Raw genomic sequence first — 25,526 nt, 5'->3', positions numbered from 1 at the left:
TTCGGAAGACCAGCATGTTTGAAACTCTCTCCATGATCGGCTTGGGCTATATCGGCCTGCCTACTGCAACATTATTTGCCTCACGCCGCAAAAAGGTCATTGGCGTTGATGTGAACGCTTACGCGGTTGACACGATCAATCAAGGCCGTATTCATATTGTTGAACCTGAACTGGATATGCTGGTGCAGGCTGCCGTGCACGGTGGTTACTTGCGCGCTACGCTGACCCCGGAACCTGCTGACGCGTTTCTTATTGCCGTCCCGACCCCCTTCCTGGAAGGCAACAAGCCTGACCTGAGCTATATCGCCGACGCCGCTAAAGCCATTGCGCCAGTGCTGGCCAAAGGCAATCTGGTTATTCTGGAGTCGACGTCCCCTGTTGGTACGACCGAGCAATTGGCGCAGTGGCTGGCTGAAGCTCGTCCTGATCTGAGCTTTCCTCAGCAAGCGGGCGAGGAGGCTGATATTCAGGTGGCCTACTGCCCAGAGCGTGTTTTGCCTGGTCGCGTAGTGCATGAGCTGGTTAGCAATGACCGTGTTATTGGTGGCATGACTCAAAAAGCTACCGAGATGGCAATTGAGCTGTACCGAATTTTTGTGGAAGGTGCCTTGGTACCAACCAATGCTCGCACGGCCGAAATGTGCAAACTGACAGAGAACAGCTTCCGCGACGTGAATATCGCATTTGCCAACGAGCTGTCCCTGATTTGCGATCGCTTGAATATTAATGTGTGGGAACTGATCAGCCTGGCTAACCGTCACCCACGCGTTAATATTTTGCAGCCTGGTGCCGGGGTGGGTGGTCACTGCATCGCCGTGGATCCTTGGTTCATCGTGGACAAGACGCCTGAAGAGGCTCGCATTGTGCGCTTGGCTCGTGAGATTAACGACTACAAACCTGAATGGGTTGTAGAGAAAGTTAAAGCCGCTATTGCAGGTGTTTTGTCGTTGCGTCCTGATGCGCGTATGGCTGACATCAAAGTGGCTTGCCTGGGCCTGGCGTTCAAACCCGATATCGATGACTTGCGTGAAAGCCCTGCTGTTGGTGTTTCCAAGAAGATTGCCAGCCTGGGTTGCAAGGTCCAAGCCGTAGAACCCAATATCAGCGAATTGCCAGCCAAGCTACAAGGTACGGGTATTGAGTTGTCTGCCCTCGGTAGCGCCATGGCTGATGCCGATGTTGTCTGCGTTCTTGTTAAACACCGTCCATTCATCGAGCAAGTTGCTGAGATTCGTAAGCATGCTCAGTGCATCGATGTTGTAGGTTTGTTTGCGGAATAAGCGCTAGGAAAGCAGAAAAGGCTGATATGTTGCAATCAAAAGTAAGTAGTGCTGCGCGGGCATTCCGTGATGAGGATTACGCAAAGGCGATGACCCTTTATAAAGAGCTGGGGGAGCAGTTGGGACACCAGTTCTTTGCTGCGAATTTGGCTTTATGTCAGTCACGTTTAGGTGCTTCGGTAGGCCAAGGTGAATTGGCCAGCCTGCCAGCTAAGCAGCTACGTGTGGCGGGGGTGATGGATGAGTTTACTTTTCACTCTTACGACCCGGAGTGTGAGCTGTTGCAGTTGCACCCCGAGCACTGCATTGAGCAGCTAGAAAAATTCAAACCCCATATACTTTTTATTGAGTCAGCCTGGCAGGGATTTGAACAGCTCTGGAAACTGAAGATTAGTACAAATGGCCCGGAAATTAATGCTTGTATTGATTGGTGCAAGCGTAATGGCGTGCCTACCTTGTTCTGGAATAAAGAGGATCCTGTGCACTTTGGCACATTTATCCCTTTGGCTAAGCAAGTGGACTACGTCTTTACTACAGATATCGATTGCGTGCCTAAATATAAAGCCCGTGTTGGCCACGATCATGTCTATTTCCTGCCTTTTGCCGCCCAACCAAAAACGCATAACCCTCTGGAGATCTTTGATCGAAAAGATGCTTTTAATTTTGCGGGTTCGTACTATCTCCGTTATCCAGAGCGTCAGCGCGACTTTGCGGCTTTGATCGGTGCTGTTAAGGGTTTGAGATCGGTTGATATATATGATCGCAATGCTGATAACCCTCACCCGCATTACACTTTCCCTGACGAATACAAGCCCATGATTTTGGGTAAATTGCCATTTTCCGAGATTGATCGGGCGTATAAAGGCTACCGATATGGCATAAACATGAATACCATCAAGCAGTCACAGACAATGTTTGCTCGACGGGTATTTGAGTTGTTGGCTTCCAATACTGTTGTTGTTTCAAATTTCTCCCGTGGCACTCGCCTGCTTTTTGGGGATCTCGTTGTATCTTCAGATAATCAAGAGCAGATTGCTGAACGTATGCGGCCAATCATTAGTGATGAACTGCATTATCGTAAGCTGCGTCTTCTAGGTTTACGCAAGGTGATGACTGAGCATACTTATGCTCAGCGTTTAGCCTATATCCAAGCTAAACTGACGGGGAAAAAATTTGCTATTCATCAGCCTTTAGTTGTTCTACTTGCTGAAGTGAAAAATGGGCCGGAACAGCAGCAGATTCTGGACTCTTTTCAGCGCCAAAATTATAAGAACAAGCAGTTGTACCTCGTTACGCCAGAGGGTGTGGCGAATGTTGAAGGTGTTACTTGTTACTCCGTTCTCGAGGATGCCTTCCAGGCCACTATGTCATTGTCGAAAGATGATTTGATAGGTGAAATGCATGCTGATGACTATTATGGAGAGCACTATCTGACGGATTTAGCCTTGGCAAGTACCTATACTACAGCCTCGGCTTTCGGGAAATCAGCTCATTATTGTGCCCGTGATGGTGCCCCCGTCCTGCTAGGGGATTCGCATCAGTACCGAGAAGTAGACATATTGCCTTTACGTGCTGCACTGGTGCGAGGTTCAGCGTGGAAACATCACCAAGTGGCACGTTCCTGGCTGAATCCAGGGCAGGCCAATATCCAGGTTCCTGGAATGCTGGCGATTGACGAGTTCAATTACATCGCTCATGGGTCAGCCCTGTCTGATCAAAGCAGGGCTGTAGCCATGGATCTAATGCTACTAGATCAAGGTGTGTCTTTCTGCAATCATCTGGCCGCTGTTGCGGAGGGGTTGCCAGCATTTTCGCAGGAGGATGCAGACGATAGCAGTAGCCTGCCTCAGTTGGGTGCGAAAGAACTACTGGAGTGGATCCCGTCTAAGGAGGGCGTGACGCTTTCTATTGTTGATGGACAGATACGGTTAGTGTCTACACTTGAATCCGGTCAGCACCTTTATCTGTACTCCAGAAATGCACGAGTTCGTCAGGACTTGAATTTGGTGCTTAATAGCCAGTTTCATCTACATTGTGAGCAATTAATAAATATAAAAACCGTCTTTGAGTTTCAGGACAAACGAGGAAAAAAAATCTCCTACCAAATGAATCCGGCAGGGGATAAACATGCACTTGCGATACCTGCACATTGTACAAAGGTTCGCTTTGGTCTTCGCATTGAGGGGCCTGGTGAAATAACAATAGAAAAGTTGGTGCTAGGTAGTACAGCGGAAAGACCTGCCGCAGTCATTACGAAATCACCTTATTTAGTGCTTGCTAAACAGTACCCAGCATATGACGATCTATATCGTTATGGATTTGTGCATAGCCGTATCCGTGCTTATAAAGAGGCAGGGCAGTTGGTGGATATGTATAAGATTCACAACGGGCCGGCGGAATACAGAGAGTTCGCGAATGTTGATGTTGCAACAGGTGATGCGCGTTTGTTGGAGGCAACACTTGCTACCGGACAGGTGAAACATGTTTTAGTCCATATCATGGATCAGAACATGTGGAAGGCTTTAGAGAAGTACGTAGATAAAATTCAAGTTACTGTGTGGGCGCATGGGTCAGAAATTCAGGCTTGGTGGCGGCGAGAGTTTGAGTTTGAGTTAATGGATGATTCTGAAATAACTCGTCAGAAAAAGCTTAGTGATAATAGGGTTGGTTTTTGGAAGAGGTTGTTCAGTAACCCGCCTGAAAATCTCCACGTGGTTTTTGTGTCTTCTTATTTCGCTGAAGAGGTATTTGAGGATTTGAAGGTAAGGCTTCCAAAAGAGAAGTACAGTATTGTTCATAATCCAATTGATGCTGAGTTATTTGATTATAAAGAAAAGAATGTAGAGCAAAGGAAGAAGGTTCTTTCTATTCGCCCCTATGCTTCAAAAAAATATGCAAATGATTTGAGTGTTCAGGCGATATTGGAACTATCGAAGAAACCAATCTTTAATGATCTTGAGTTTAAGTTGATTGGGGATGGTGTTTTGTTCGAAGAAACCGTCGCGCCACTTCGTCAATTTTCTAACGTAGATATTGAGCGTAAGTTTATTACGCACCGTGAAATTGCTCAGATACATAAGGAGTATGGGGTGTTCTTAACGCCTACTCGCATGGATTCCCAAGGCGTATCTAGAGATGAGGCAATGGCGTCGGGCTTGGTTCCTGTGACGACGGCAGTAACTGCTATTCCAGAGTTCGTTGATAACCGCAGTGGGTTTCTCGTGAAGCCTGAAAGTGCAACTGGATTGGCTGATGCAATCGTTCGCATGTATGAAAATCCGGAGGAGTTTTTGGAGAAATCAATGGAGGCGGCAAGGCGAGTAAGAGGACAATGTGCTGCAGAGTTGATTGCGAAACAGGAGCTTTCGTTGTTCGTTAAACATATGAGCAGTGAAAATTAGAGGTTTGATAGTGTGATTTGGAAAGTGGCTTAATTGAAGTGCGTTATTTTAGTTGAGTAATTTTTAAGTCATTATTTTTCAAGAAAGCTTTATTATGTAAAGAGAAAATTGGGTTTTTGGGGTGGTTTAGATGATGGTTTTTGACGAAGAGTTTGTAAAAAATGCTAAGTTGAAATACCGACTGGTATTGGGTGGGGGGTATGAGGCATTAAAGAGTAATGGTTTTTCGCCTCGTGCAGGCGTCACTCCTATCCAGCTATCATTGCCTTTCCCTTGGAGGCACCCAGACAGAAATGTGGAGTTTAATCTTCATTCGTGGAGATTTATTAATTCATTTATTGGGAAGTTCTTTTCTGATTTCAATGAGGTCTATTTAAAAGAGGCCTTTGAATATATCAAAGACTGGAAGCGTTACAGAGATTCGGAAGGGAAAAAGAGCCAGTTTGTTTGGTATGACATGGCTGTTGGTCTTCGTTCGATTATTTTGGGTTTGTTTTTTGATCTGCATAATCAAAAAATTGTATCGCTTTCAGCAGATGATTTTTCATTATTAAAATCTCTCGTCGATGATCATCTGAAAAATCTCTCGGACAGGGGGAATATTACTGGCGGAAACCATGCTTTGTATCAAGTCATAGGGCTTAGGATACTATCAATTTCCGCAGGGCAGGGTCCTCAGCTTGAGGGATATTGCACTTCAATTTTAGAAGGTCTTTTACGCCTTAGTTTTGATGATTATTCCGTGAATACAGAGAACTCGCCGTTTTATCATGGATATAATCTTGACTTGCTCTCAAGGATGAGGTGCGGTGTATTCCCGAGCTTGGATGAAAAAATAAATAAGATTCTTAGGGAAGGTTCAGCTATTTCTGGTTGGCTTACAGGAGTTGATGGTAATTATTATTCTGTAGGCGATTCTGAGGGCGTGGGTAAAGAGATTAAGAGTGCAGGGCCATTTGATGAGGTGGCCGCTAAGATTAAACATGTGCATAAGGATCTTAGTCGGTCAGGATATGTTGTTGTTCGTACTCATCCTCGGGCTCCGACATTAGGGAATTTTTCTCTTTTGTTTCATGCAACCAACAAAAGTTATATTCACTCGCATTCAGATCATTTGTCATTTATTTTTTTTCGTAGTGGTCATGAGATCATTACTGATCCAGGTAAATTTACTTACGAATATGGTGAATGGCGGGATTATTTTGTATCTGACAAGGCACATAATGTTATTGGTTTGTCAGGGAGGGCGTTCCTGCCTTCAGATGTGAAATTAGGATCTGCTCATTTAAACCCAGTTAAAGTTGGTTTAGATTTTTATGAGCTGTCTGGCTCGGTTAGGAAGAGCGATGACTTCATGTTTAGTCGAAAGATAGTTTATAAACCTGATTTTGGTTTGTTTTTAGAGGATTTTATTGATAATCAGTCTGGGTCTTGTTCTGAAATGAGGTTTCACTTTGGGCAAGGTGTTAGTGCTAGTTTTGAAGATGATTTTGTTTCTTTGAAAAAGGATAATGTCCTTTTGGCGAAACTTAGGCCCGGTCCTGGTTATAAATCTATTTCTATAAGACGTGGTGGTGGGGTAGGATTTGGATGGGCGAGCAAGGTTTATAATAAAAAATTTAAAATTGATGTTTTGGTCATAGAGTATGAGGCAAAAGTTACTTCAGTGAAAACCGATATATTTTTTGTAAAATAATGCTTTGTGAGCTTAAAGAGACGCAGTAATTCTAAGTTAAGAATTAGTGATTTTCTTAGGCATTTTGTTCTTTTATGACCTGCACGCCATAGCTTTCCCCATGGTTTGTATAGGGCCTTAAACAGAGGGCCGGTTGTAGGTCACATGTCTTACGAGTTGGACTTAAAGAGTTCTGTTACATTTTATTGGCATAGGATGGACTTTGGTTTTGGGGAGAATGATATTGTGTATCGCTTAGAGAGATGTGGATGAAATAGCGCGTATGTTTGACGGATATGAGGGCCGATTCTGTTGGCCGCCCTGCAAGCTCGTAGAAAGCAGGCTTGGTTTATACAGGAGAATTTGATTTGGCCAAGCGCTACGCGCTATTGACAGTAGATACCGAGGCTTTGCCCAGGCGTGCTATGGATAGCCATGTCCAACGCCTGGTCTGGGGTGAGCACCCCTCCGGAACTGCTGGTATCCGTGAAATGAGCTCTATTGGTGACGAGTTCGGTGCCAAGCATGTGTTCTTTGTAGACCTGTGTGCCACGATTGCGCAGCAGCCTCAGATGTTGGAAGCGGTTCGCTGGTTGGATCAGCAAGGTCAGGATGTGCAACTACATGCCCATCCTGAAACTTTACCCAAGTCTTTTTGGGCTAAACATCGTTTGCCTCCCAGTCCCGGTTTGATGAACCAATACAAGGACCAAGCTCGCGCCGAGTTCGTCTTCCGACACTTTGGCAAGCTGATCTCGGACGTTACCGGCAAACCCATCCTCGCCCACCGCGCAGGCTCGTTCCGCTGGAATGCCCTGACGATCCGTGCTTTGCAGGCCGTTGGCATTCCTTTGTCCTTCAACCAGTCCATGCGGGCTGCCTTGTTAAAACGCTGCCCAACAGGCCAGCCTGATTGCTTGCCTTATGCCTGGTCGAACGGAACGATTGAAGTGCCGGTCACAGAGCGCTTTAAGCCCGGTGAACCGGGGGGTAAACCAGATCGCTGGTCCAGCCTGACTTATCCGGAATCTTCTTATTTTCAATATGGTTCGCGGCCTACGACTTTCTGGAAGGATCCCTTGTGGTCCTTGCCCAAGGTCTCGGTGGTGTTGATGCACTCCTGGTCCTTGTTGGATCTGGATGAAAACGGCCATTTCCAGTACACGAACGACCGCTTGCTGGAGGGTTACCGCCTGTTCTTGCAACGAGTTGTTAAGGATTACGACGTGATCACCACAGCGGATTTTTTAGATCTGCAGGCGCGGGGTAAAATCCGTCTTTCGCGAACAGTTAACTTAGAGCAGGTAGAAACACAGGTATGAGGGATCGCTACGCAATGATTACGGTCGACACAGAGGCGCTGCCAAAGCGGGCCTCTGACGACCATGTTAATCGTCTGATCTGGGGGCGATTTCCAAAGGGTACGGCCGGGGTGGCCGAAATGTGCAAGATTGGTGACGAGTTCGGCGTCAAGCATGTGTTCTTTACGGACTTGTGCGGGGCTTACTCCCGCCTTGACGAGCTGAAAGAAGTGGTGCGTTGGCTGGATGAGCAAGGCCAAGATGTACAACTGCATACCCACCCGGAGTACTTGCCCGACAGCTTCTGGAAAGAGCATGGTTTGTCGAACCGTCCGCAGTATATGAACCAGTACACCGAGCAGGCCCGTGCAGAGTTTGTGTTCAGGCACTTTGCAGGTGTGATGTCCGAGGTAACAGGCAAGCCGGTTCTGGCTCATCGGGCGGGTTCATTCCGCTGGAATGCGGATACGATTCGTGCTTTGAAGGCAGTGGGCATTCCTCTGTCCTTCAATAATTCTGTATGCGCTGTCCACAATAATCAGTGCGTTTACAGCAAACCCACAAATAATCCTTTTGTTTGGTCTAACGGCGTGATCGAAGTGCCTACGACCGAGAAGCGGATTTTAGGTAAGGTAGGCAAGCCTGAATGGTGGGCTCGCCTCACTTACCCAGAGTCCAGCTATTTCCGCTTCCGCCCCTGGTGGGGGCAGTTGTTGTTGAATACGCTTAGTGGCAACCCTTCATTTGCGGTTTTCTTGCTGCATTCCTGGTCCTTGTTGTTCTGGGACGAGAACGGTCTGGGTGAATATCGTGACGATAGCCGTATGGAGGGGTATCGCAAATTGCTGGCCCGTCTGACTAAGGACTATGACGTGATTACGACGGCAGAGTTTCTGGATTTGAAGGCTCGCGGAAAAATTGTTGTGCCTGATACGGTGGACTTGTCATTGGCAGAGCTGAAGGCAGAACCGGACAATAAAATTCAGAAAAAGGCCTGAGGAACATGTTCTTTAAGTTATGGCGTGGGCTGGTGCGCGAGCCTTGGATGGCTTTGAGCAGGCGTTTGACCTTGTTTACTGTGCGTCGGCAAACCCGACGCGGTCAGCGTCGCCAGACACCTTACGAACCCGTGCCAGGACGTTTGCTGTATGTGCCGGCTAGTGCCTTGCCGTATCACATCAGTGGCTACACTACCCGAACCCATGAGATTATCCGTGCCATGCAAGCGGCAGGCGGGGATATCTGCGTGCTGACTCGTCCCGGCTATCCATGGGATCGTAAAGACAGACTGGTGGAGGCCGAGCAGGATGAAACTTTGGTGGATGGGGTGCGTTACGCACATGCTCGCAATCCTTCCAACAAGCGCCCCGTCATGCAGTTCGCCATAGAAGCTGCCGCCCCCATTGCTCAGGAAGCCATCAAGCAGCGCGTTGCTGTCATTCATGCTGCCTCCAACCACGTCAATGCCTTGCCAGCCTTGATCGCCGCACGTCAGTTAGGCATTCCGTTCCAATATGAAATGCGTGGCTTGTGGGAGCTGAGCCGAGCCTCCCGCATGCCGGAGTTCCGTGACTCGCAGGGCTTCAAGCAGGGTCTGGAGCTGGAAGGTCTGGTTGCCAGTCAGGCAGACCGCTTATTTGTGATTTCCGAGCAGTTGGGGCAGTACGCTCGCGAGCATTGGAATGTTGACCCGGCACGCATGGGCCTGATGCCCAATTGTGTCGACCCCTCGCGCTTTACTCCTGGCGCTGCCCAGGATGTGCAGCCCAACACGATTGTCTACGCTGGATCCCTGATTGTTTATGAAGGGCTGGATGTCTTGATCGATGCAGTGGCGGATCTGGCTGGCCGTGGCAAGGATGTGACCCTGACCATTATTGGAGATGGGGAGGCGCGCGCTCAGTTGCAGGCTCAGGTGCAAAGTCTGGGTATGGAAAAGCATGTGCTGTTTGCTGGTCGGGTCTCGCCTGAGGAGGCTCGCGCCTTACAGGCCAAGGCCGCGCTGGTATGTATTCCTCGTCGTCCCTTTGAGGTGTGCCGTATTGTGCCCCCCATCAAGTTGGTTGAGGCGATGGCGATGGGCAAGCCTGTTCTGGTGCCAGATTTGCCGGTGTTTCAGGATGAAGTGGGTCCCTGCCGTTCGGTGCGTTTTTTTAAAGCAGGGGATGTGCAGGACTTGGCTCGTGTGCTGGAGGAAACGTTTCAGGCTGGTCCGGAAGTGTTGGCCCAGGATGGTGCCTTGGCACGTGAAGAGGCCACGCAGCGTCGTAGTTGGGCTGACTTTGTGGTGCATGCTTTGCCTGCCGGGGCTAATTCATGATTGGTCGCGCAATCCGGGCTTTGGGGGCGCGCATCTACACGCACCCAACCGTCAGTGAAGACGGCAAGCCCGCGGGGCAGTTTGGGCAATTGAAAGTAGCCTTGGTCTCGGACTACTTCACCGCAGACTGCCTGTCAGCCGAATGCTCTATCCGTATTCTTAACCCGCGCAATTACGAGGAGGTCATCTCCTCCTGGAAGCCTGATCTGCTTTTTGTGGAGTCCGTGTTCCATGGGCTGGGTGGCGCGTGGCGCTACGAGCTGGCCAAGCAGTCGCGACTGATCCGTTTGCGTACGCCTCGCACGATTTACAAGCTGGTGCAGTTCGCTAAAGATCAGGGTGTGCCCACGGTGTTCTGGAACAAGGACGACGGGGCGTATTTCGAGCACTTCATTGATGTGGCCAAGGCCTTTGATTATGTGTTCACCACGGACAGTGATTGCTTGCCGCGCTATCGCGCTCGCTTGAATCCTGATGTACCTGTGAACACCCTGAGCATGCCGTATCAGCCTGCATTTCATAATTTCACGGGCTTTGATTTCACACGCAAGGAAGGGTGCTTTACGGGCAGTTATTACCGTCGCATCCTGAGTGAACGTAGGCGTTTTCTGGACATGATTTTCGGGGCCTGTGAGGATGCGCAGATGCAGCTTAATGCCTACGACAGAAATCACGACAGATTGTCCCGGCATATCGAATTCCGCTTTCCGCGCTCGACGCATGTGCAGGTTCATGGTCAGGTTCCGCACCGCGAGACGGGGCGTATCTACAAAGAACATGTGATGTGCCTGAACGTGAACTCGGTCACGGATTCTGACACCATGTGCTCGCGCCGCTTGCTGGAGATTCTGGCCAGTGGGGGCATTGCGGTGACTAATCCCGCTCGTGCGGTGGATCGTTATTTCCGCGATTTCTGCCACGTGGTGCATTCCCGTGAGCAGGCCACTGAGTTGTTTGCACGTCTGCGCCAGGGCCCCACCGCGCAGGATTGCGAGCGTGCGGCGGCGGGGGCGGCGTATGTGCGTCAGTTCCACACCTGGGAGCATCGCCTCCAGGAGCTGGCTGATGTGGTCGGCTTCTAGGGTGCGCTTGTTTCCATGATTGTGAGCATTTTTGCGTACCTGATTCAGGCGCTGTTCTTGTTGGTTGTGGGGGCCTTTGCCCTATACGTGGTTCTGGAACTGCGGGTACTGCTGATCTCGCGACGGGTGGAGCGTCGTAAGCTAAGCGAGCTGGTGCAGACGTCCGCCTCCTTGCAGCAGGATTGGTATCCCAAGGTCAGCGTTTTATTACCGATTTATAACGAGGCCGCTGTTGTCGAGCGTTTGATCGATGCGGCTTGTCGTCTGGATTATCCGGTGTCCGCGCTGGAAATTCTGGTGCTGGACGACTCAACAGACAAGACTGCGCTGTTGGCCCAGAACAAGGTGGATCAGTGTGCTCGGCAAGGTGTGCCCATTCGCCGCATTCAGCGTGCTGATCGTGCAGGCTACAAGGCCGGGAATCTGGTGCATGGCATTCAGCATTCCCAGGGCGAGTTTTTTGCGATCTTCGATGCGGATTTCTTGCCACCTGCCGATTTTCTGCAGAAAACCATCCCCCCCTTCAAGGACGAGAAGCTGGGGTTTTTGCAAACGGGTATTGGCTATGAGAACCGCGATCATTCTTTTCTGACCCGTTTTCAGGCCATGGAAATGGGCCACCAGCAGTATGTGACGGTGGGGCTGAGTGAAGATGGGGACATGGCCTCGCTAAGTGGCAGTTCCTGTGTCTGGCGACGCGCTTGCGTGGAAGCCCTGGGGGGCTGGAATGCCTCTACCATTACCGAGGACGTGGACCTGGGCTATCGAGCCCAGTTTGGTGACTGGAAATATGCTTATTTGCGCGATGTGGTGTCCATGTCCACTTTGCCCGAGAACATCAGTGCGTTCCGTGTGCAGCGGGAGCGCTGGGGGCGGGGTTTGATTCATAGTGCCTTCAAGCATCTGGGGCAGATGTGGCAGCAGGACATGCCCTTGATGAAGCGCATGCATGCGTTTTCCATGATGTTTTCATCGGTCATGCTGGCGTCGATTTATGCCCTGATCTTGCTAAGCCTGCCGCTGAATTATTTGCTGAATTTTGATCATGTCGTCTTGCAGTGGGGCGCGCCGCTATTCTTTTTGCTGGTCGCTGTCTGGGCGCTGAATAATGCTTTCGGTGCCCGCAAGGGAGCCCGTTTTGATGACAGGCCGGGCGTGTTGGGTACCTTGTGGCATACCTACTTGTATGTCGCCATGTTCCCACCCATGGCTTGGTATTATTTTGTCGGTGGTGTGCGAGCCGCCTTCAAGGTCTACGGGGAATTTAATCGTACCCCCAAAGGGGAGGGTGAGAAGGTGGCTAGACAGCCCCGCATCAATCTGTATTTGCTGATTGGTGAAGTGTTCACTTTCCTGTATTCGGCATTGGCCTTGTATGTGGCCATACGCATGGGCAATTACTTGTTGATTCCTTTGAATGCGACGGTTTGTGTAGGCTTTGGCATGGTTTTGTACTGGTCCTTCCAAGAAAGGAGAGCGCGTGGGCGTAGCTGAACCAGCAGAGCAGGAACGGATTCTGATTACCGGTGCCACCAGTGCCATTGGTGGCGAGCTGGCGCTTTACTACGCCAAGCCCGGTACAGAGCTGACTTTGCATGGACGCAATGCCGCGATTCTGGAACCTCTGGCCGAGCGCTGCCGACAGGCGGGTGCGCAGGTACAGACTCATCAGCTGGATTTGCGTGATCTGGATGCCTTGCATGACTGGTTGTCGCAATGCGCAGCCTTTGATTTGGTCATCGTGAATGCAGGCATGAATATCCATGTTGGCCCCAATGGCGAGCCCGAGGTTTGGGAAGATACCGAGCTGCTGCTGGATATCAACGTGAAGGCCTCGCTGCGAGTTGTGCAATCTGTGCTGCCTGCCATGCGGACGAAAGGGCGCGGTCAGATCGCCTTGATGAGCTCCTTGGCCGCTTACTTTGGTCTGCCCACCACGCCGTCCTATAGCGCTAGCAAGGCGGCGGTCAAAGCTTATGGTGAAGGTCTGCGTGGTTGGCTGGCTCCGGAAGGAATCAAGGTTAATGTGGTGATGCCAGGCTACGTTAGCTCGCCCATGTGCGATGCCATGCCGGGTCCCAAACCGTTTCTGTGGACCCCGCAAAGAGCAGCCAAGCGTATTGCCCGTGGCCTGAAAGCCAATAAAGCGCGTATCAGTTTTCCGTTCCCTTTGAACCTGGGTTGCTGGTTTCTCGCCGTGCTGCCCGCCCGGGTGTCTGTCTTTATTCTGAGCAAGATCGGTTATGACGCTTGAGCCCGGATTCTGGACTGCAATCCTGGCTGCCGTGTCGGGACTGGCCCTGACAGTCGGGCTGGAGCGTTTTCTGCAAACAGCAGCCAGCTTGCGTCGTCCTGCAGCGGCCTGGGCTTTGCATGCTGGCCTGTATGGCCTAGCGTATGTTGGGCTGGTTTTCGTGTTGGGACGGCCTATCTTTGCCACGGCCTTGCTGTGCGCTTTTTTCCTGCTGCTGGTCGTGGTCAGCAATGCCAAGTTCAAGGCCTTGCGTGAAGCTTTTGTATTTCAGGACTACGAGTATTTCACGGATGCGATTCGTCACCCTCGGCTCTACATTCCTTTTCTGGGGTGGGGGAAGTTCTTTCTGGCAGCAGCGGGTTTTATTGCCGCATTGACGATTGGCTTGTGGCTGGAAGCCGTGCCTGCCTTGCGGGCTGCCTGGACAGCGCAATGGGGAGCCTTGGCGCTGCTGGCTGTGCTGAGTCTGGGCTTGCTGCTTTGGGGCAATAGTGCGCGTTTGATGGTGCAGATTGCACCTGAGCAGGACGTGCAGGCCTTGGGGCTGTTAGCCAGCTTCTGGCGTTACTGGCAGCAAGGGCGGGAGCGCCCCAGCTTGTCCTCCCCTTTTGAAAGTGTTGCTCCAACGTCTGCACCTGTTTTGTCCGGTGCGGATTCCTTGGGGGGTCTGCCGCATCTGGTTTCCATACAAAGCGAGTCTTTCTTTGATGCCCGGCGAATTTCTGACGGGATTCGACCAGAAATTCTGGCGGAGTTTGACCGCTTCAAAACCGAAGCGGTTGCCAGCGGATACTTGCAGGTCCCCGCTTGGGGCGCGAATACCGTGCGCTCGGAGTTTTCCTTCTTAAGCGGTATTGAAAACAGCACTTTGGGCGTGCACCGCTTCAACCCCTATCGTGCAGTATGTGCGGGATGGTCTGTGGCGACTTTGGCTTCCTGGTTGAAGCAGCAGGGTTACCACACGATTTGTATCCACCCTTATCCCGCCAGTTTTTACCAGCGCAACCGTGTATTTCCGCTGTTTGGGTTTGACGAGTTTCTGGACATCAAGGCCTTTGCTGATGTGGAACGTACAGGCCCTTATATTGGCGATCTGGCGGTTGCGGATAAAGTCGCCAGTGTGCTGGAGCAGGCTACAGGGCCGGTATTCATACACGTGATTACGATGGAGAATCACGGGCCTTTGCATCTGGAAAAGGTTGCAGCGGGTGATATCGAGGCCTTGTACCATCAGCCACCTCCGCAAGGCTGCGAGGATCTGACGATCTACTTGCGTCATATCCGCAATGCCGATGCCATGCTGACACGTTTACGCGTAGCCTTGAGTGCATCGGATAGAGCCGCCAGCCTGTGCTGGTATGGCGACCACGTTCCCATCATGCCTTCGGTCTACGCGGCGCTGGGTACGCCTTGTGGGGATGTGGATTACTTTATCTGGAACTCTACACAGGGGCAGACAAGAGCGCCGCATCGGGATGCGGCGATTCATGATCTGGCACGGGAGTGGATGTGTTTAAGCGGAGTGATGTTCAAGCAGACGTTGTAAGCGCCTGCTTGGGGTCAATCTTTGAAAACGTCTATCCAATGCCGAGTAGACGCATCATGTTCAGCAGAGCTTTCTTTCTCTCCCGACAGTTCCTGCAAAATTCCATTCGCCAATACTTTCCCGTATTCCACCCCCCATTGATCGAAGGGATTGATCCCCCAGATCAAGGCCTGCACAAAAATCTTGTGCTCGTACAAGGCCAGCAGGGCGCCTAGCGAGAAGGGGTTCAGGCGAGGTAACACAATCAGGGTGTTAGGGCGGCCGCCCGAGTGCACGCGATGGTGGGCCAGTTCGGCAGCCTGCTCGCCCAGACCTTGTTGTTCGCACTCGGCCAGGGCCTGCTCGTAGGTTTTGCCGCGCATCAAGGCTTCGCGCTGTGCCAGGCAGTTCGCCAGCAGCAGGTTATGGTGCTCGACCTGATTGTGATCCGCCTGCTGGCACACAATAAAGTCCACAGGAGCGCCATCGCTGCCCTGGTGTAGCCACTGATAGAAGGTGTGTTGTGCGTCTGTTCCGGCCAGTCCCCAGACGGCTGCGCCGGTAGCGATTCCAACGGGGTCACCGCTGGTCGTGACGGACTTGCCCAGCGACTCCATGTCCAGTTGCTGGATATATGGCACCAGATTGCCCAGACGGAAGTCGTAGGGGGAAATGTTCAGTGAGCCATAACCCAGCACACTGCGGTTGACCACGCCAGCCAGTGCCATTTGCACGGGCACGTTGGACGTGATGGGGGCTTCCTGAAAATGCTGGTCCATGGCTGCAGCGCCTGACAACATCCCGGCCACCACGTCACTGCTAACCGCTAAAGCCGTTGTTAAGCTGACTGCCGACCACAGGGAGAAGCGGCCACCTACCCAATCCCAGAACTGGAAGACATTTTTTTGTGGAATCCCCCAGTTGGAGGCCGTTTCAGGGCGCGCGGTGACCGCAACGATTTGTTCGTAGGGGGTGGCAACGCCAGCGGCCTGCAGCCATTCCAGGGCCCGCTGTCCGTTCTTGAGAGTCTCGGTCGTGGTGAAGGATTTGGAGGCGATCACGATCAGAGTGTCGTGAGGGTCCATACCCGACAGTGCATGCTCCAGCGCATGGCCGTCGATATTGGCCAGAAAGCGTACGTTGCGCCAGCTGTGGCGATAGCCAAAGGCCGCCAGGGACAGGCGCACGCCCCAGTCGCTGCCCCCAATACCAATATGGATTATGTTGCGCCAGCGGCGCTCGGAGTCGGCGACGCGCACGAATTCGTTCATGCGCTCGCGTTCCTTGGCGACTTCCGCCATGGGGGCGGGGGCGCGCAAGGCGCTGTGCCAGGCGGCGCGTTGTTCGGTGCCGTTGACGATGCCGCCGTTTAGCAACTGTTTGCGTGCCGTGTCGAAATGGCGGGCTGCTAAAAGAGCGGCTCCGGCTGCCTGAAGTTCCGGTGAATGCCGCTGTCCACTCAAGTCCACTTGCAAGCCTGCTGCCTTCAAGCAATGCAGGTCCAACGCATATCGGTCGGACTGGTGTGCTGCCTCGCAAAACCCGGTCCATTCTGGCAGACCGGGTAAAGGGGCGGCAGAGGGAAGGGTTTCAGCGTTCAGGGGCATGGGGATTTGGCCTGCAGTAGACGAAACCGCCATTGTACGAGGCTTTATCGGGCTTGAGCGTCTGCCGGTAAGCGGGTTTGTCTTGGTGTTTACGAGTGCATCCGTACTAGCTGATCACCATCGTAGGGCAGCACCCATGCCTGCAAACCAGGATCGCCAGCCAGTACCCGAGCTATCTCTGGTGGCGACATCCAGGAAAAGGCTGTGGACAGGGCGTCGGCAATGGTGGCATTTCCGGCCACGACAGAGACACTGCGATACAAAGGACGGGCCTGACCATTGGCGGGGTTGAACAGATGGGTGACGGAGCCATCCCGGCTAAGTGCTGTGCCTGCTCCTGACGAGGTGCTGACTGCCTGATTGTGTATATCCAGATTCAACAAGCTGGCTGGCTCTGCTTGATCGCCTGCCAGACCGACGCGCCAAGGACGATTTCCCGGAGCCGTGCCCAGGCTGCGTATCTCGCCCATATCGACCAAAGCGTGCTCCAGGCCTGCCTGTTTTAGCTGTTCAGTGATGCGATCGGTGATGTAGCCCTGAGCAATCCCGTTCAGGGTCAGGGCCATGCCGGGGTGTTGTAGCAGGACTGTGTCACCTTGAATGTGGATGGCCTGGTAGCCGACTTGCTGCAGCGTTTGGCTAATCTCGGCGGCATCAGGGATGGAAGCTTTAGCGCTGCGTTGGGCTGCCTGGCTATACAGCTCCCAGAGCACCTGCACGGTTGGATCAAAGGCCCCGTTCGTTAATTCACTCAGGCGCTGTGATTCCAGCAGCAGCCGCGTCAAATCGCCGGGGGCTTGCTTCAGATAGCCATCGCGATTCAGGCGTCGCAAGGCGCTGTCTTGTTCATACAGACTGAATATTCGCTCCAGCCGTCGCACTTCGGACAGGGCCTGATCGATCAGGGTTTGTGCGAAAACCGGGTCGGGATGGTGAATATGCAGTTGTGCGTCCGCACCTAAAGCCACCCCTTGCCAGGAGCTGAGTGGGGTAGTGGCTGCTTGCATCGCTTTGACGGCCCAGGGCACGCAAGTCAGGGCGCTGGTCGCGGCCACGATACCGATAAAACGACGGCGGGAAACAGGAGTAGAAGTCATGGCAAATACCTGGGATCAGGAAGATAAGCGTTTCAAGGCAGCGCGACCGCACCAAAGATGTAGTTCTCCGGCATCTCGGCAAAGCGAACCACTTGGCCGCCATGCTGCTGCTGGAAGTCCTTGGCGGCCTGCTCCTGGCTAAAGGGCAGGGCATCGATGGTGCCCATGCCACCGGTGTAGCGGCTGTAGATCAGATACCAGGCATCTTGTGCCGGTATCCAGGCTTGGTTGGGGAACTGGCCGTCCTGATTGCGTTGGGCCATGTCTTGCACATAGGTGGCGGCAATGGCTTTGGATTCTTCAGGCAGCATGGTGTAGGCAAAGACCTCACGTATGGTGGTGAACCAGAGCGGCGCTTCGCGTTCGCGCAGAAGAATCTGCCCTTTGGGGCCTTGGTGCTCGAACAGGTACATGCCGCAGTAGTGGCCTACAGCCGTTTGTGGGATCTGGACGACGGGAGGCGGCGGGGCTTGCACCTGTTCCGGTTGGCCGCAGGCAGCCAGTATCAGACCCAGGCACAGCAACAGAAGAGTGCGCAGTTTTTTCATAGTGCTTTTCTTTTGAATACCAGGCTTGCCAGACCAAAAGGCACGGCGATCCACAGCAGCAGAACGCTCATCAACACACTGGCGGGCAGACGAGCCTGTTCGCTTAAACCGGCCATACCAGCAAACATGGCGACATTCTCGTAGCCGGTCAGATTCAGCAGGCGGTACACGTCGGTGGGGTTGAACAGCAGGATGATGTTCAGCCAGGAAGCGGTGATCATGGCACCTTGGTCAGCGACCAGAATACCCAGCAGAGCCATGTCATAAATCACCACGAAAAACAGCCAGATACCGATGGCCAGTCCGGCCGCAGTGGCACGCTCTCTGACCAGGGTGCTGATGAAATAGCCCATGGACAGGAAGCTGGCGCCGAGCAGAACGCTGGCACCCATCATGGCCAGAAAGGGCGTCCAGACGCTGAAGTCCAGGCCGCCATGTGCCACTTGCAAGGTAACGCCTGCCAAACCGTAGCCCACCACGGTAGATAAGCTCAGGATCAGGGCATGGCCCAGGAATTTACCAACCAGAACTTGCCAGCGATGGACGGGGTAACTGAGCAGCAAGGACATGGTGCCGCGCTCTATTTCACCCACAATGGCGTCGTAGGACAGCAGCATGGCTATTAGCGGGATCAGGAAAATAGACAGGCTGGACAGGCTGACAACCGTGACTGTCAAAGGATCTACCTTGACGCTGCCGGTGGGGGCGCTGCCCAGAAAACCCAAGGACAAAGCCAGTGCGGCCAGCAAGAGGGTGACGGCCAGTACCCAACGATTGCGCAATCCGTCGCGCACTTCCTTTTGGATGATGATCAGGACAGGGTTCATGGCTTAGTAATCCTCGCGCTTCAAAAAATGCGCATACAACTCGTCCAGACCGGGGGATTCCAGCTCCAGGTCGGTTAATCCTTGAATGGCATGCGCTTCGCGCAGAATCTGGATTTTTTCGGCTTCGGTGCAATGACGTTCCAGGCGATTGGCACCGATGGCATTCCAGTGCTGTGGAACAGAATCGGGGATTTGTTCCACGGTCAGGCGAATACGTACCGGCAAGCCAGCGTGTTGGCGCAATTCGGACAAGGTGCCATCGGCAATCTTGCGTCCTTGTTGCATCACGATGATGCGGTCTGCCAGACGTTCCATCTCCGCCAGAGCGTGGGTACTGAGCAGGATGGTGGCCCCGGCATCGCGCAGTTCTTGGACGATTTCGTAGAACAGCAGACGGGAGGCTGGGTCCAGTCCAGTGGTGGGCTCATCCAGTAACAGCACACGAGGTTTGCCCAATAGGGTTTGAGCCAGTGCCAAGCGTTGGCGCATGCCTTTGGAATAGGTGCCCACGCGCTTGTGAGCCGCTTGTGCAATGCCGACACGTGCCAGCAAGGCCTGGTTGTCACTGGTCGGCAGCCCTTTCAGACGAGCGTAAAAAGCCAGTGTTTCGGTGCCGGTCAAGGCGGGGTGCAGGGCGACGGTTTCGGGCAAGTAACCGATATGGGCCCGTAGTCGGGCAGCCTGGGATGAACCAGCGTCATGATCCAGCAACGTGACCTTGCCTTCGTCGGCGCGGATCAGGCCCAGAATCAGTTTGATGACAGTACTTTTGCCTGCGCCATTGTGGCCAGCCAGTACCGTGCATTGACCAGGGTAAAGCTCGAAGTTCACCGCGTTGGCGGCACGCTGCTGGCCATACAGCTTGCTGACATTGGCCAGCGCGACAGGGGCCGTGCAGTTATTGGATGGAGTCATGATGGGCCTTGTAGCGCTCCCAGACGGGATTGTCGGGCGCACGCATCAGCGGTGCGCTATCGATGATGCCGCCGGGCAAAATGGCAGGAAATTGGGTTTGCGCCCAGCGCACAATGGAAACGGCGGGGCTGTTCAAGAGCACGCGGGCCGAAGGGGCTCGCCACACCAGTTGTTCAATCAGGCCATTGGGGCGATAAGCGGTGTCACCAATGCCGTCACCGTTCAGGTCAAAGGCGCTGTGATCGCTCCAGTAATTGCCCCGGTCCTTGCTGGACCACTCCAGGTAGCGGGTACCCACATACTTCACCTGATTCTGGTTCTGGATGAAGGCGTTTTCCGTGATCTCATTGCCCTCGGAACCGGCGGTGTAGTGCACCCCGATCTGTGTGTTCTGAATCAGGTTGCCGGAGATCTTGTTGAAGTTGGCGTTGTAGAGAAAGACGCCTTTTTCGGCACCGTCCACGATATTGTCAGTAATGGTCGATTGCTGAGCGGCATTGAGCATCAAGCCCTGATGTGTGCTGTTGATGCTGATGTTTTCACGTACTGTCAGGAACTGCGAAAACATCAGGGCATAGGCAATGTCATTGCCTATGGAAACATTGCTGCTGACCTCGCTGTTATTGGTGTACATGTAGTGCACCGCATAGCGAAGTTGGGTAAAGCGGTTATGGCTGAAGACGTTGTCGCGGCTGGTATTGGAAAAAATGCCGTCGCGACCCCAGGAAATATCGTTGTGCAAGATGCGTGAGCCGGGGGAGTTCCACAGCGTGACGCCATTGCCGCGTTCGTTCAGGCGCAGCTCTTTATTGCCTACGATGGTGTTGTTTTGCACCAGCGCGTTATGGGGCCCCCAGACATACACCCCCACCAGATTGTCGAGGATGTCGTTGTTTTCAATCAGGGCGTTATGGGCGGGTTTATCCAGGAATATGCCTGCATCCATATCCGGCAGGCTCAAGCCGGAATTACGCACGGTAATCTGACGTATCTGCACATCTTCCGCCTGCACCCACACCGTGCGGCCTTCACGTTCGCCCAGCAACACGGCTTGCCGGTTGCTGGGGCCTTGAAGCGTCAAGGGCTTGTTCACGATGATGTTGCCCTGATACGTGCCGGGAGCCAGCATCAGGATGTCGCCAGCTTGGGCGGCATCGATGGCGGCTTGTAGCGCGGTATCGGCAGACACCTCAATGGTGGCCGCTTGAGCCATCAGGCCACTGGCCGCCAGGGCCAGGACCGTAAGCGGCTTGAAGGCCAGCCTCAGCACCAGAGCTGGGCTGAGGCATCGTGCACGGGTAGGGAGCAGGCAGAAAGGCTTCATGTCACCGTCAGGCTTTGGGTTTCACGTTCATCTGACCGGACATTTCCATGTGCAGTGCGTGGCAGAACCACTGGCAGTAGTACCAATGCACACCGGGGCGCGAAGCCGTGAAGGTGACCGAGCTGGTTTGCTGCGGTCCAATTTCCATGGCCACGCCGTAGCCGGACAAGGTAAAGCCGTGGGTCAAGTCCTCGATCATCTCCATATTGGTGACCACGACAGTGACCTCATCGCCCTGATTGACCTCAAAGCTGGGTACGGAGAATACGGGTGCTACTGCGGTCATGTAGACCCGCACCTTGTTGCCATCCCGAATGACTTTGGACGCACCCTCCAGGGTGACGCCGTCTTTTTCAGCCATTTTCCGTGCGCCGTCCCACCATGGGTCGTCGCGAGTCCAGACGCGCTTGGGTCGTACTTTGTCAGCTGCAACCAGCAGCATGTCGTGTGGTTCGGCAAAGCTTGGGCCATCGTGAACCAGCTTCATGACGTCGCCCGAAATGTCGATCAGTTGATCGTTTTCTGGTTTGAGCGGGCCTACGTTCAGGAAACGGTCTTTGGAGAACTTGTTCAGCGAGACCAGCCATTTACCATCGGCCTCTTTGGTCTCGCCCATGGTGGTGTGGTTGTGGCCGGGCTGGTAGTGCACGTCCAGCTTCTGGATGATGGGGTCTACGTCCTTGCCCTGGTAAGCCTCAATGGCTTTGGCCATATTCCACTTCACGATCTGGCTGTCGATAAACAGCGTGGTGTAGGCATTGCCGCGGCCGTCATAGGCCGTGTGCAGTGGGCCAAGACCCAGTTGAGGCTCTGCCACTACGCAGTCGCGCGGTTTGATCTTGTCGGCAAACAAGTCGTCCAGGCGGCGCACGTCAATCATGGTGACGGTGGGCGAGAGCTTGCCGTTAAACACCACGTGGATGCCATCGGGGCTGGCATTGCAACCGTGCGGGGAGTTGGGCACAGGAATGTAGCGGGTGTAGCGCGACCCTTTGCGGCCATCCAGCACTTTGACGCCCTGCATCTCTTTGAAGTCGCCTTTCTTGACGCCGTCTTCAATGGCCTTCAGGTTGAACACCACGGCCCAGTCCTGCTCGTTGGCGCTCATCTCGCCGACGTCCAGCCCCTTTTCAGAGTTGTAGCAGGTGGAGAAGGCGTACTTGCCCTGGTAGTCGGCGTCGCAGTTGTCCAGGTTGCCATCCACGATCACCTGCCAGGCAATTTCCATGGTGTCGCCATCAATGGCGGTAAAGACGGAGAAGTAGTTCTCTTTGGGGTTGCCGAAGATGGTGCCGTTATTGGGCAGGGGAACGATGTGTTCGCCGTTGCAGAACACATAGCCGGTGCGGGGATAACGTTGGGGGCGCAGGCCGTGGATGCCGTCGGCATTGGGGATCTCGATGATCTTGTCGCACTTCATGACATCGCAACGCACGCGAGCCACGCGGTTATTGGCCTTGTCATTGATGTAGATGAAGCGCCCGTCGTAAGTCCCGTCGGTAAAGGACATATGGGGGTGGTGGGCATCGCCGTTAGGCAGGATACCGCCCAGGGAGTCAGCAAAGGCCAGGGTTTCAGGCGTCAGGTTGGCGCGCATGATCTGGCGGCTTTCGTTGGTAATGCCCCAGCCCGTCGCGCTGCAAATGTTGAAAATCGGGATGCGCATCAGCTCGCGCATGGAGGGCAGGCCCATGATGCGGATTTCGCCGGACTGACCGCCGGAGTTGAAGGCGTAGTACTGGTCCAGTTCACCCGGCTCAATGTGGGCATTTTGCCCGTCCGGTGCTTTTTTCGTATCGGCCAGGGCATTGCCAATATGGGTGGCGCTGACGACTGCGGCACCTGACAAGGCGGCGGTGCCCAGAAAGGCGCGGCGACTCAAGCCGTGTTTATCCTGTGTGTTCTCGGACATGGTGTGATCTTCCTTTTGTGTGATGACGTGACCGACTTGGCGCTGGGGCGCGCCCAGCCGTCTCACGGCGTGGCTGGCGTGGAATCGGTACTGTCTACGCTGCGTGGACGCACGGTAGGGCGGGCAGCAGCATCGTCTTGCAGCGAGCTGGCAACGGCGACGGGGGCCGGTTTATCTCGCTTGCGCTTGGCGATCTTTTGAATCAGGTGCGGGCATTTTTTCTCGTGGTGATACAGCATCTGGCAGTTCAGGCACTGGATGCACTCGTTGGGGTTGATCGGGCCTTCTGGCTCGATGGCTTGGACGGGGCAGTCGGTTGCACAGCGCTGACAGGGGTTGCCACACATGGGGTAGCGACGCAGCCAGTCAAAGATGCGCAAGCGGGCGGGGATAGCCAGGGCAGCGCCCAGGGCACAGAGGTAGCGGCAGTAAAAGCGCTCGATAAACAGGCTGGCAATCAGCAGCAAGACGGCAAAGATGGTGAAGGGCCAGTCGCGGATGAATTTCAGGATGATGGCGGTCTTGAAGGGTTCGACTTCGGCCATCTTTTCCGCCACGGCCATGTCGTACAGGGCAAAGCCAAACAGCAGAATGAAGATCACGTATTTGATGGACACCAGGCGCTTATGGGCGCTGTAGGCTACCTTGATTTGCGGAATGTGCAGGAAGCGGGCCAGCTTGTTGGCTAGTTCTTGCAATGCTCCAAAGGGGCAGAGCCAGCCACAGAAGGCACCTCGATTCCAGAAGATCAGGGAGATGGCGGTGGCGATCCACAGAATGAAGACCAGCGGATCCATCAGGAAGTACTCCCAGCGGAAATCGGTGCGCAGTGCGTGGGAGAAAGTCAGTACGTTCACCACGGACAACTGGGCCGAGGCGTACCAGCCAATCCAGACCAGGGAGAACAGCAGAAAGCCGATGCGAAAGCGCTGGTAGAACACTTCGTGCTTGGTTAGCGTGTCCTGAAAGAAGAAGACTCCACCCAAGGTCAGCAAGGACAGCAGTAGCACGGCAATCTGCACTTTTTTGCCCGCCCAGATTTGCTTGTACAAAGGCTCGCCGGCGGTTTCCAGGTCATCTTGCGCTGCGGTATCGGGGACCGCTGCAACGGCTGCTGGAGGGGGCGCTGTCAAATAGGCGTCAGGAAGCTGGTAATTCAGGTTCAGCGTTACAAAGGCTTTGTCCTTGACGCTCAGCACGCGCTGAACCAGCAGTTGGAGCCGCCAGGGCTGGACCGGATCAAAGGTAGCAGTAGCCGGAATTTTGAACAGGGCGGCTTCTTTGAAGTCAGGGGCATTGGCAGCTTTCACGCCGGGCAGACGCTGGTGGTCCAGATCGGTGAAGTGAAAGCTGTCCAGATCCTGGACGATCTCGATACGGTCAAAAATCCCGCCGCGTACATAGCCTGACCCTTTGAAGGAGTACAACCCGTTCCCGACGACCAACATGGCTTGCTGACCGGGTTTCAGCTCTTGCTGCAGGTACGTGTAGTCAGATTCGCCCAGCAAGCTTTTTCCAATGCTGGGTACGCTGACCAGCGCGGCGTACAGATCAATAAAAGTGTCTTGTGGGTCGCCTTCCTGGGGATGGGCGGCGGCTTCTGTACGGCCACTGTCGATGAAGGCCTGGTTGATGTCGGCCACGCTGACGTGCAGGCGTTGGATGGCACCGCTTTGGAGCAATTCATCCCAGCTTGCAATGGTTTGATTGCTGCTGTCTATGCTGCGTTTGACTGCAGCCGGTGCTGTGGCGGGGGCGGCAGGCTGGCCTATGCCTTCTTGCCGGGCCACCAGTTGCGAAGAGCGCATGATGCTGTCACCGACCACCATCAAGGTCACGGTGGCGCCACTGATAATGTCGACAGGTGGTGGTGCGCCGGGTTTGGGACGGTTCTTGATGTAGTTCTGACCCACATAGCCTTGAATGAAGGCCTCTACTCGCGACTCGGGGATGCCAATCAAGACAATGGGTTCATGGTGTTCCAACAGTTTGGCAGCGACGATGCTGCCATCCATGCTCATGGCGACCAGGGTGTCGATGGGGAAGCTGGAGTAACCACGGGTGTTGACGATGTCGGTCGTCACATACACATACCCTAGCTGTTCCTGATCCTTAAAGACCTTGGCAACAGGCAAAGTGCCTGCGGGCTCGCTGGTGTGGGTGGCGGTGGGAAAGATCTCGTTAAGGGCAATGTCCGGCAGGAAATGGGCAATGCGTGAACTGGAGTGTGCCGGAGGACTGATCAGACAGGCTGCCAGTACAAAAAGCAGGAGCCAGATAATACGGAACTGAACATGCCGGGCAACGCGATTGAGGGACGTCATTTCTTACCACCTGCAACAAGATTCTTGCGAGATGGTAGGGGTTACCCTTTGTTTACTCTTTGTGTCAGAGCAAGGACAGATTCTGACAAGAGTGGATGTGGGTCGGCGTCAGTCTGTCCTTGATCTGTGAGGAA

18 protein-coding genes are annotated in these 25,526 nt (G+C 53.7%); 10 read left to right on the top strand and 8 right to left on the bottom strand.

The features are described 5' to 3' along the window. The first annotated feature begins 14 nt into the window (after positions 1-14). The 10 genes from wecC to OSH04_RS09970 all read left to right on the top strand — a co-directional run bounded on the left by wecC (position 15) and on the right by OSH04_RS09970 (position 14,859). On the top strand, positions 15-1,280 hold the full coding sequence (gene wecC / locus OSH04_RS10015) for a UDP-N-acetyl-D-mannosamine dehydrogenase (RefSeq protein WP_257112575.1): 1,266 nt from the start codon (positions 15-17) through the stop codon (positions 1,278-1,280). Between the two features lie 26 nt (positions 1,281-1,306). Next, entirely contained in the window at positions 1,307-4,681 is a 3,375-nt protein-coding gene (locus tag OSH04_RS10010) for a glycosyltransferase (RefSeq protein ID WP_266108386.1), read from the top strand. A 130-nt stretch (positions 4,682-4,811) separates the two neighbouring features. Beyond that, positions 4,812-6,377 carry a heparinase II/III domain-containing protein gene (locus tag OSH04_RS10005; RefSeq protein WP_266108385.1) on the top strand — a complete coding sequence of 522 codons (1,566 nt, stop codon included), beginning with the start codon at positions 4,812-4,814 and terminating at the stop codon, positions 6,375-6,377. A gap of 404 nt (positions 6,378-6,781) precedes the next feature. After that, on the top strand, positions 6,782-7,678 hold the full coding sequence (locus OSH04_RS10000; RefSeq protein WP_266108384.1) for a polysaccharide deacetylase family protein: 897 nt from the start codon (positions 6,782-6,784) through the stop codon (positions 7,676-7,678). 14 nt (positions 7,679-7,692) lie between these two features. Next, positions 7,693-8,655 (top strand): polysaccharide deacetylase family protein, encoded by a 963-nt coding sequence (locus OSH04_RS09995; RefSeq protein ID WP_240688318.1) that lies wholly within the window; start codon positions 7,693-7,695, stop codon positions 8,653-8,655. 5 nt (positions 8,656-8,660) lie between these two features. Then, positions 8,661-9,977 carry a glycosyltransferase family 4 protein gene (locus OSH04_RS09990; RefSeq protein WP_266108383.1) on the top strand — a complete coding sequence of 439 codons (1,317 nt, stop codon included), beginning with the start codon at positions 8,661-8,663 and terminating at the stop codon, positions 9,975-9,977. After that, positions 9,974-11,059, top strand: coding sequence for a CgeB family protein (locus tag OSH04_RS09985; RefSeq protein WP_266108382.1), 1,086 nt, complete (start codon positions 9,974-9,976; stop codon positions 11,057-11,059). Before OSH04_RS09990 ends, OSH04_RS09985 begins: the two co-directional genes overlap by 4 nt. A gap of 15 nt (positions 11,060-11,074) precedes the next feature. Beyond that, on the top strand, positions 11,075-12,553 hold the full coding sequence (locus OSH04_RS09980; RefSeq protein WP_115634509.1) for a glycosyltransferase: 1,479 nt from the start codon (positions 11,075-11,077) through the stop codon (positions 12,551-12,553). Beyond that, positions 12,540-13,313 (top strand): SDR family NAD(P)-dependent oxidoreductase, encoded by a 774-nt coding sequence (locus OSH04_RS09975; protein ID WP_266108381.1) that lies wholly within the window; start codon positions 12,540-12,542, stop codon positions 13,311-13,313. The genes OSH04_RS09980 and OSH04_RS09975 overlap by 14 nt, the downstream gene beginning before the upstream one ends. Next, positions 13,303-14,859 (top strand): LTA synthase family protein, encoded by a 1,557-nt coding sequence (locus OSH04_RS09970; RefSeq protein WP_266108380.1) that lies wholly within the window; start codon positions 13,303-13,305, stop codon positions 14,857-14,859. The genes OSH04_RS09975 and OSH04_RS09970 overlap by 11 nt, the downstream gene beginning before the upstream one ends. Positions 14,860-14,873: 14 nt before the next feature. On the opposite strand, the gene pgi is transcribed toward OSH04_RS09970, so the two are convergent. From pgi to OSH04_RS09930, 8 genes are all read right to left on the bottom strand, one after another. After that, positions 14,874-16,445 (bottom strand): glucose-6-phosphate isomerase, encoded by a 1,572-nt coding sequence (pgi, locus tag OSH04_RS09965; protein ID WP_266108379.1) that lies wholly within the window; start codon positions 16,443-16,445, stop codon positions 14,874-14,876. 89 nt (positions 16,446-16,534) lie between these two features. Beyond that, positions 16,535-17,542, bottom strand: a complete 1,008-nt coding sequence (locus OSH04_RS09960) for an FAD:protein FMN transferase (protein WP_266108378.1) — start codon at positions 17,540-17,542, stop codon at positions 16,535-16,537. 32 nt (positions 17,543-17,574) lie between these two features. Continuing rightward, complete coding sequence (locus OSH04_RS09955) at positions 17,575-18,090, bottom strand: nitrous oxide reductase accessory protein NosL (RefSeq protein WP_266108377.1); 516 nt, start codon at positions 18,088-18,090, stop codon at positions 17,575-17,577. Then, a complete protein-coding gene (locus OSH04_RS09950) occupies positions 18,087-18,917 on the bottom strand; it encodes an ABC transporter permease (RefSeq protein ID WP_009463485.1) in 831 nt (276 codons plus the stop codon). Before OSH04_RS09950 ends, OSH04_RS09955 begins: the two co-directional genes overlap by 4 nt. A gap of 3 nt (positions 18,918-18,920) precedes the next feature. After that, complete coding sequence (locus OSH04_RS09945) at positions 18,921-19,832, bottom strand: ABC transporter ATP-binding protein (protein WP_266108376.1); 912 nt, start codon at positions 19,830-19,832, stop codon at positions 18,921-18,923. Beyond that, complete coding sequence (locus tag OSH04_RS09940; protein WP_266108375.1) at positions 19,816-21,156, bottom strand: nitrous oxide reductase family maturation protein NosD; 1,341 nt, start codon at positions 21,154-21,156, stop codon at positions 19,816-19,818. The genes OSH04_RS09945 and OSH04_RS09940 overlap by 17 nt, the downstream gene beginning before the upstream one ends. Positions 21,157-21,163: 7 nt before the next feature. Further along, positions 21,164-23,068, bottom strand: a complete 1,905-nt coding sequence (gene nosZ, locus OSH04_RS09935) for a TAT-dependent nitrous-oxide reductase (RefSeq protein WP_021447219.1) — start codon at positions 23,066-23,068, stop codon at positions 21,164-21,166. A gap of 62 nt (positions 23,069-23,130) precedes the next feature. Continuing rightward, the gene (locus OSH04_RS09930) at positions 23,131-25,392 is read right to left on the bottom strand and encodes a NosR/NirI family protein (RefSeq protein WP_266108374.1); all 2,262 of its coding nucleotides are present in this window, start codon (positions 25,390-25,392) and stop codon (positions 23,131-23,133) included. Between the last annotated feature and the right edge of the window lie 134 nt (positions 25,393-25,526).

This window comes from Alcaligenes nematophilus (genome assembly GCF_026344155.1).
GTDB lineage: Bacteria > Pseudomonadota > Gammaproteobacteria > Burkholderiales > Burkholderiaceae_B > Alcaligenes > Alcaligenes phenolicus.
The sequence above is the reverse complement of the archived record's forward strand: the minus strand, read 5'-3'. Positions and strand labels throughout refer to the sequence as shown.

Excerpts from the sequence above, each read along its gene's own strand:
- OSH04_RS09990 (WP_266108383.1), top strand. The coding sequence starts at position 8,661 with ATGTTCTTTAAGTTATGGCGTGGGCTGGTGCGCGAGCCTTGGATGGCT.
- OSH04_RS09955 (WP_266108377.1), bottom strand. The coding sequence starts at position 18,090 with ATGAAAAAACTGCGCACTCTTCTGTTGCTGTGCCTGGGTCTGATACTG.
- OSH04_RS09960 (WP_266108378.1), bottom strand. The coding sequence starts at position 17,542 with ATGACTTCTACTCCTGTTTCCCGCCGTCGTTTTATCGGTATCGTGGCC.
- OSH04_RS09985 (WP_266108382.1), top strand. The coding sequence starts at position 9,974 with ATGATTGGTCGCGCAATCCGGGCTTTGGGGGCGCGCATCTACACGCAC.
- wecC (WP_257112575.1), top strand. The coding sequence starts at position 15 with ATGTTTGAAACTCTCTCCATGATCGGCTTGGGCTATATCGGCCTGCCT.
- OSH04_RS09995 (WP_240688318.1), top strand. The coding sequence starts at position 7,693 with ATGATTACGGTCGACACAGAGGCGCTGCCAAAGCGGGCCTCTGACGAC.
- OSH04_RS09970 (WP_266108380.1), top strand. The coding sequence starts at position 13,303 with ATGACGCTTGAGCCCGGATTCTGGACTGCAATCCTGGCTGCCGTGTCG.
- OSH04_RS10000 (WP_266108384.1), top strand. The coding sequence starts at position 6,782 with ATGGATAGCCATGTCCAACGCCTGGTCTGGGGTGAGCACCCCTCCGGA.
- OSH04_RS09945 (WP_266108376.1), bottom strand. The coding sequence starts at position 19,832 with ATGACTCCATCCAATAACTGCACGGCCCCTGTCGCGCTGGCCAATGTC.
- OSH04_RS09940 (WP_266108375.1), bottom strand. The coding sequence starts at position 21,156 with ATGAAGCCTTTCTGCCTGCTCCCTACCCGTGCACGATGCCTCAGCCCA.
- OSH04_RS09930 (WP_266108374.1), bottom strand. The coding sequence starts at position 25,392 with ATGACGTCCCTCAATCGCGTTGCCCGGCATGTTCAGTTCCGTATTATC.
- nosZ (WP_021447219.1), bottom strand. The coding sequence starts at position 23,068 with ATGTCCGAGAACACACAGGATAAACACGGCTTGAGTCGCCGCGCCTTT.
- OSH04_RS10010 (WP_266108386.1), top strand. The coding sequence starts at position 1,307 with ATGTTGCAATCAAAAGTAAGTAGTGCTGCGCGGGCATTCCGTGATGAG.
- pgi (WP_266108379.1), bottom strand. The coding sequence starts at position 16,445 with ATGCCCCTGAACGCTGAAACCCTTCCCTCTGCCGCCCCTTTACCCGGT.
- OSH04_RS09980 (WP_115634509.1), top strand. The coding sequence starts at position 11,075 with ATGATTGTGAGCATTTTTGCGTACCTGATTCAGGCGCTGTTCTTGTTG.
- OSH04_RS10005 (WP_266108385.1), top strand. The coding sequence starts at position 4,812 with ATGATGGTTTTTGACGAAGAGTTTGTAAAAAATGCTAAGTTGAAATAC.
- OSH04_RS09950 (WP_009463485.1), bottom strand. The coding sequence starts at position 18,917 with ATGAACCCTGTCCTGATCATCATCCAAAAGGAAGTGCGCGACGGATTG.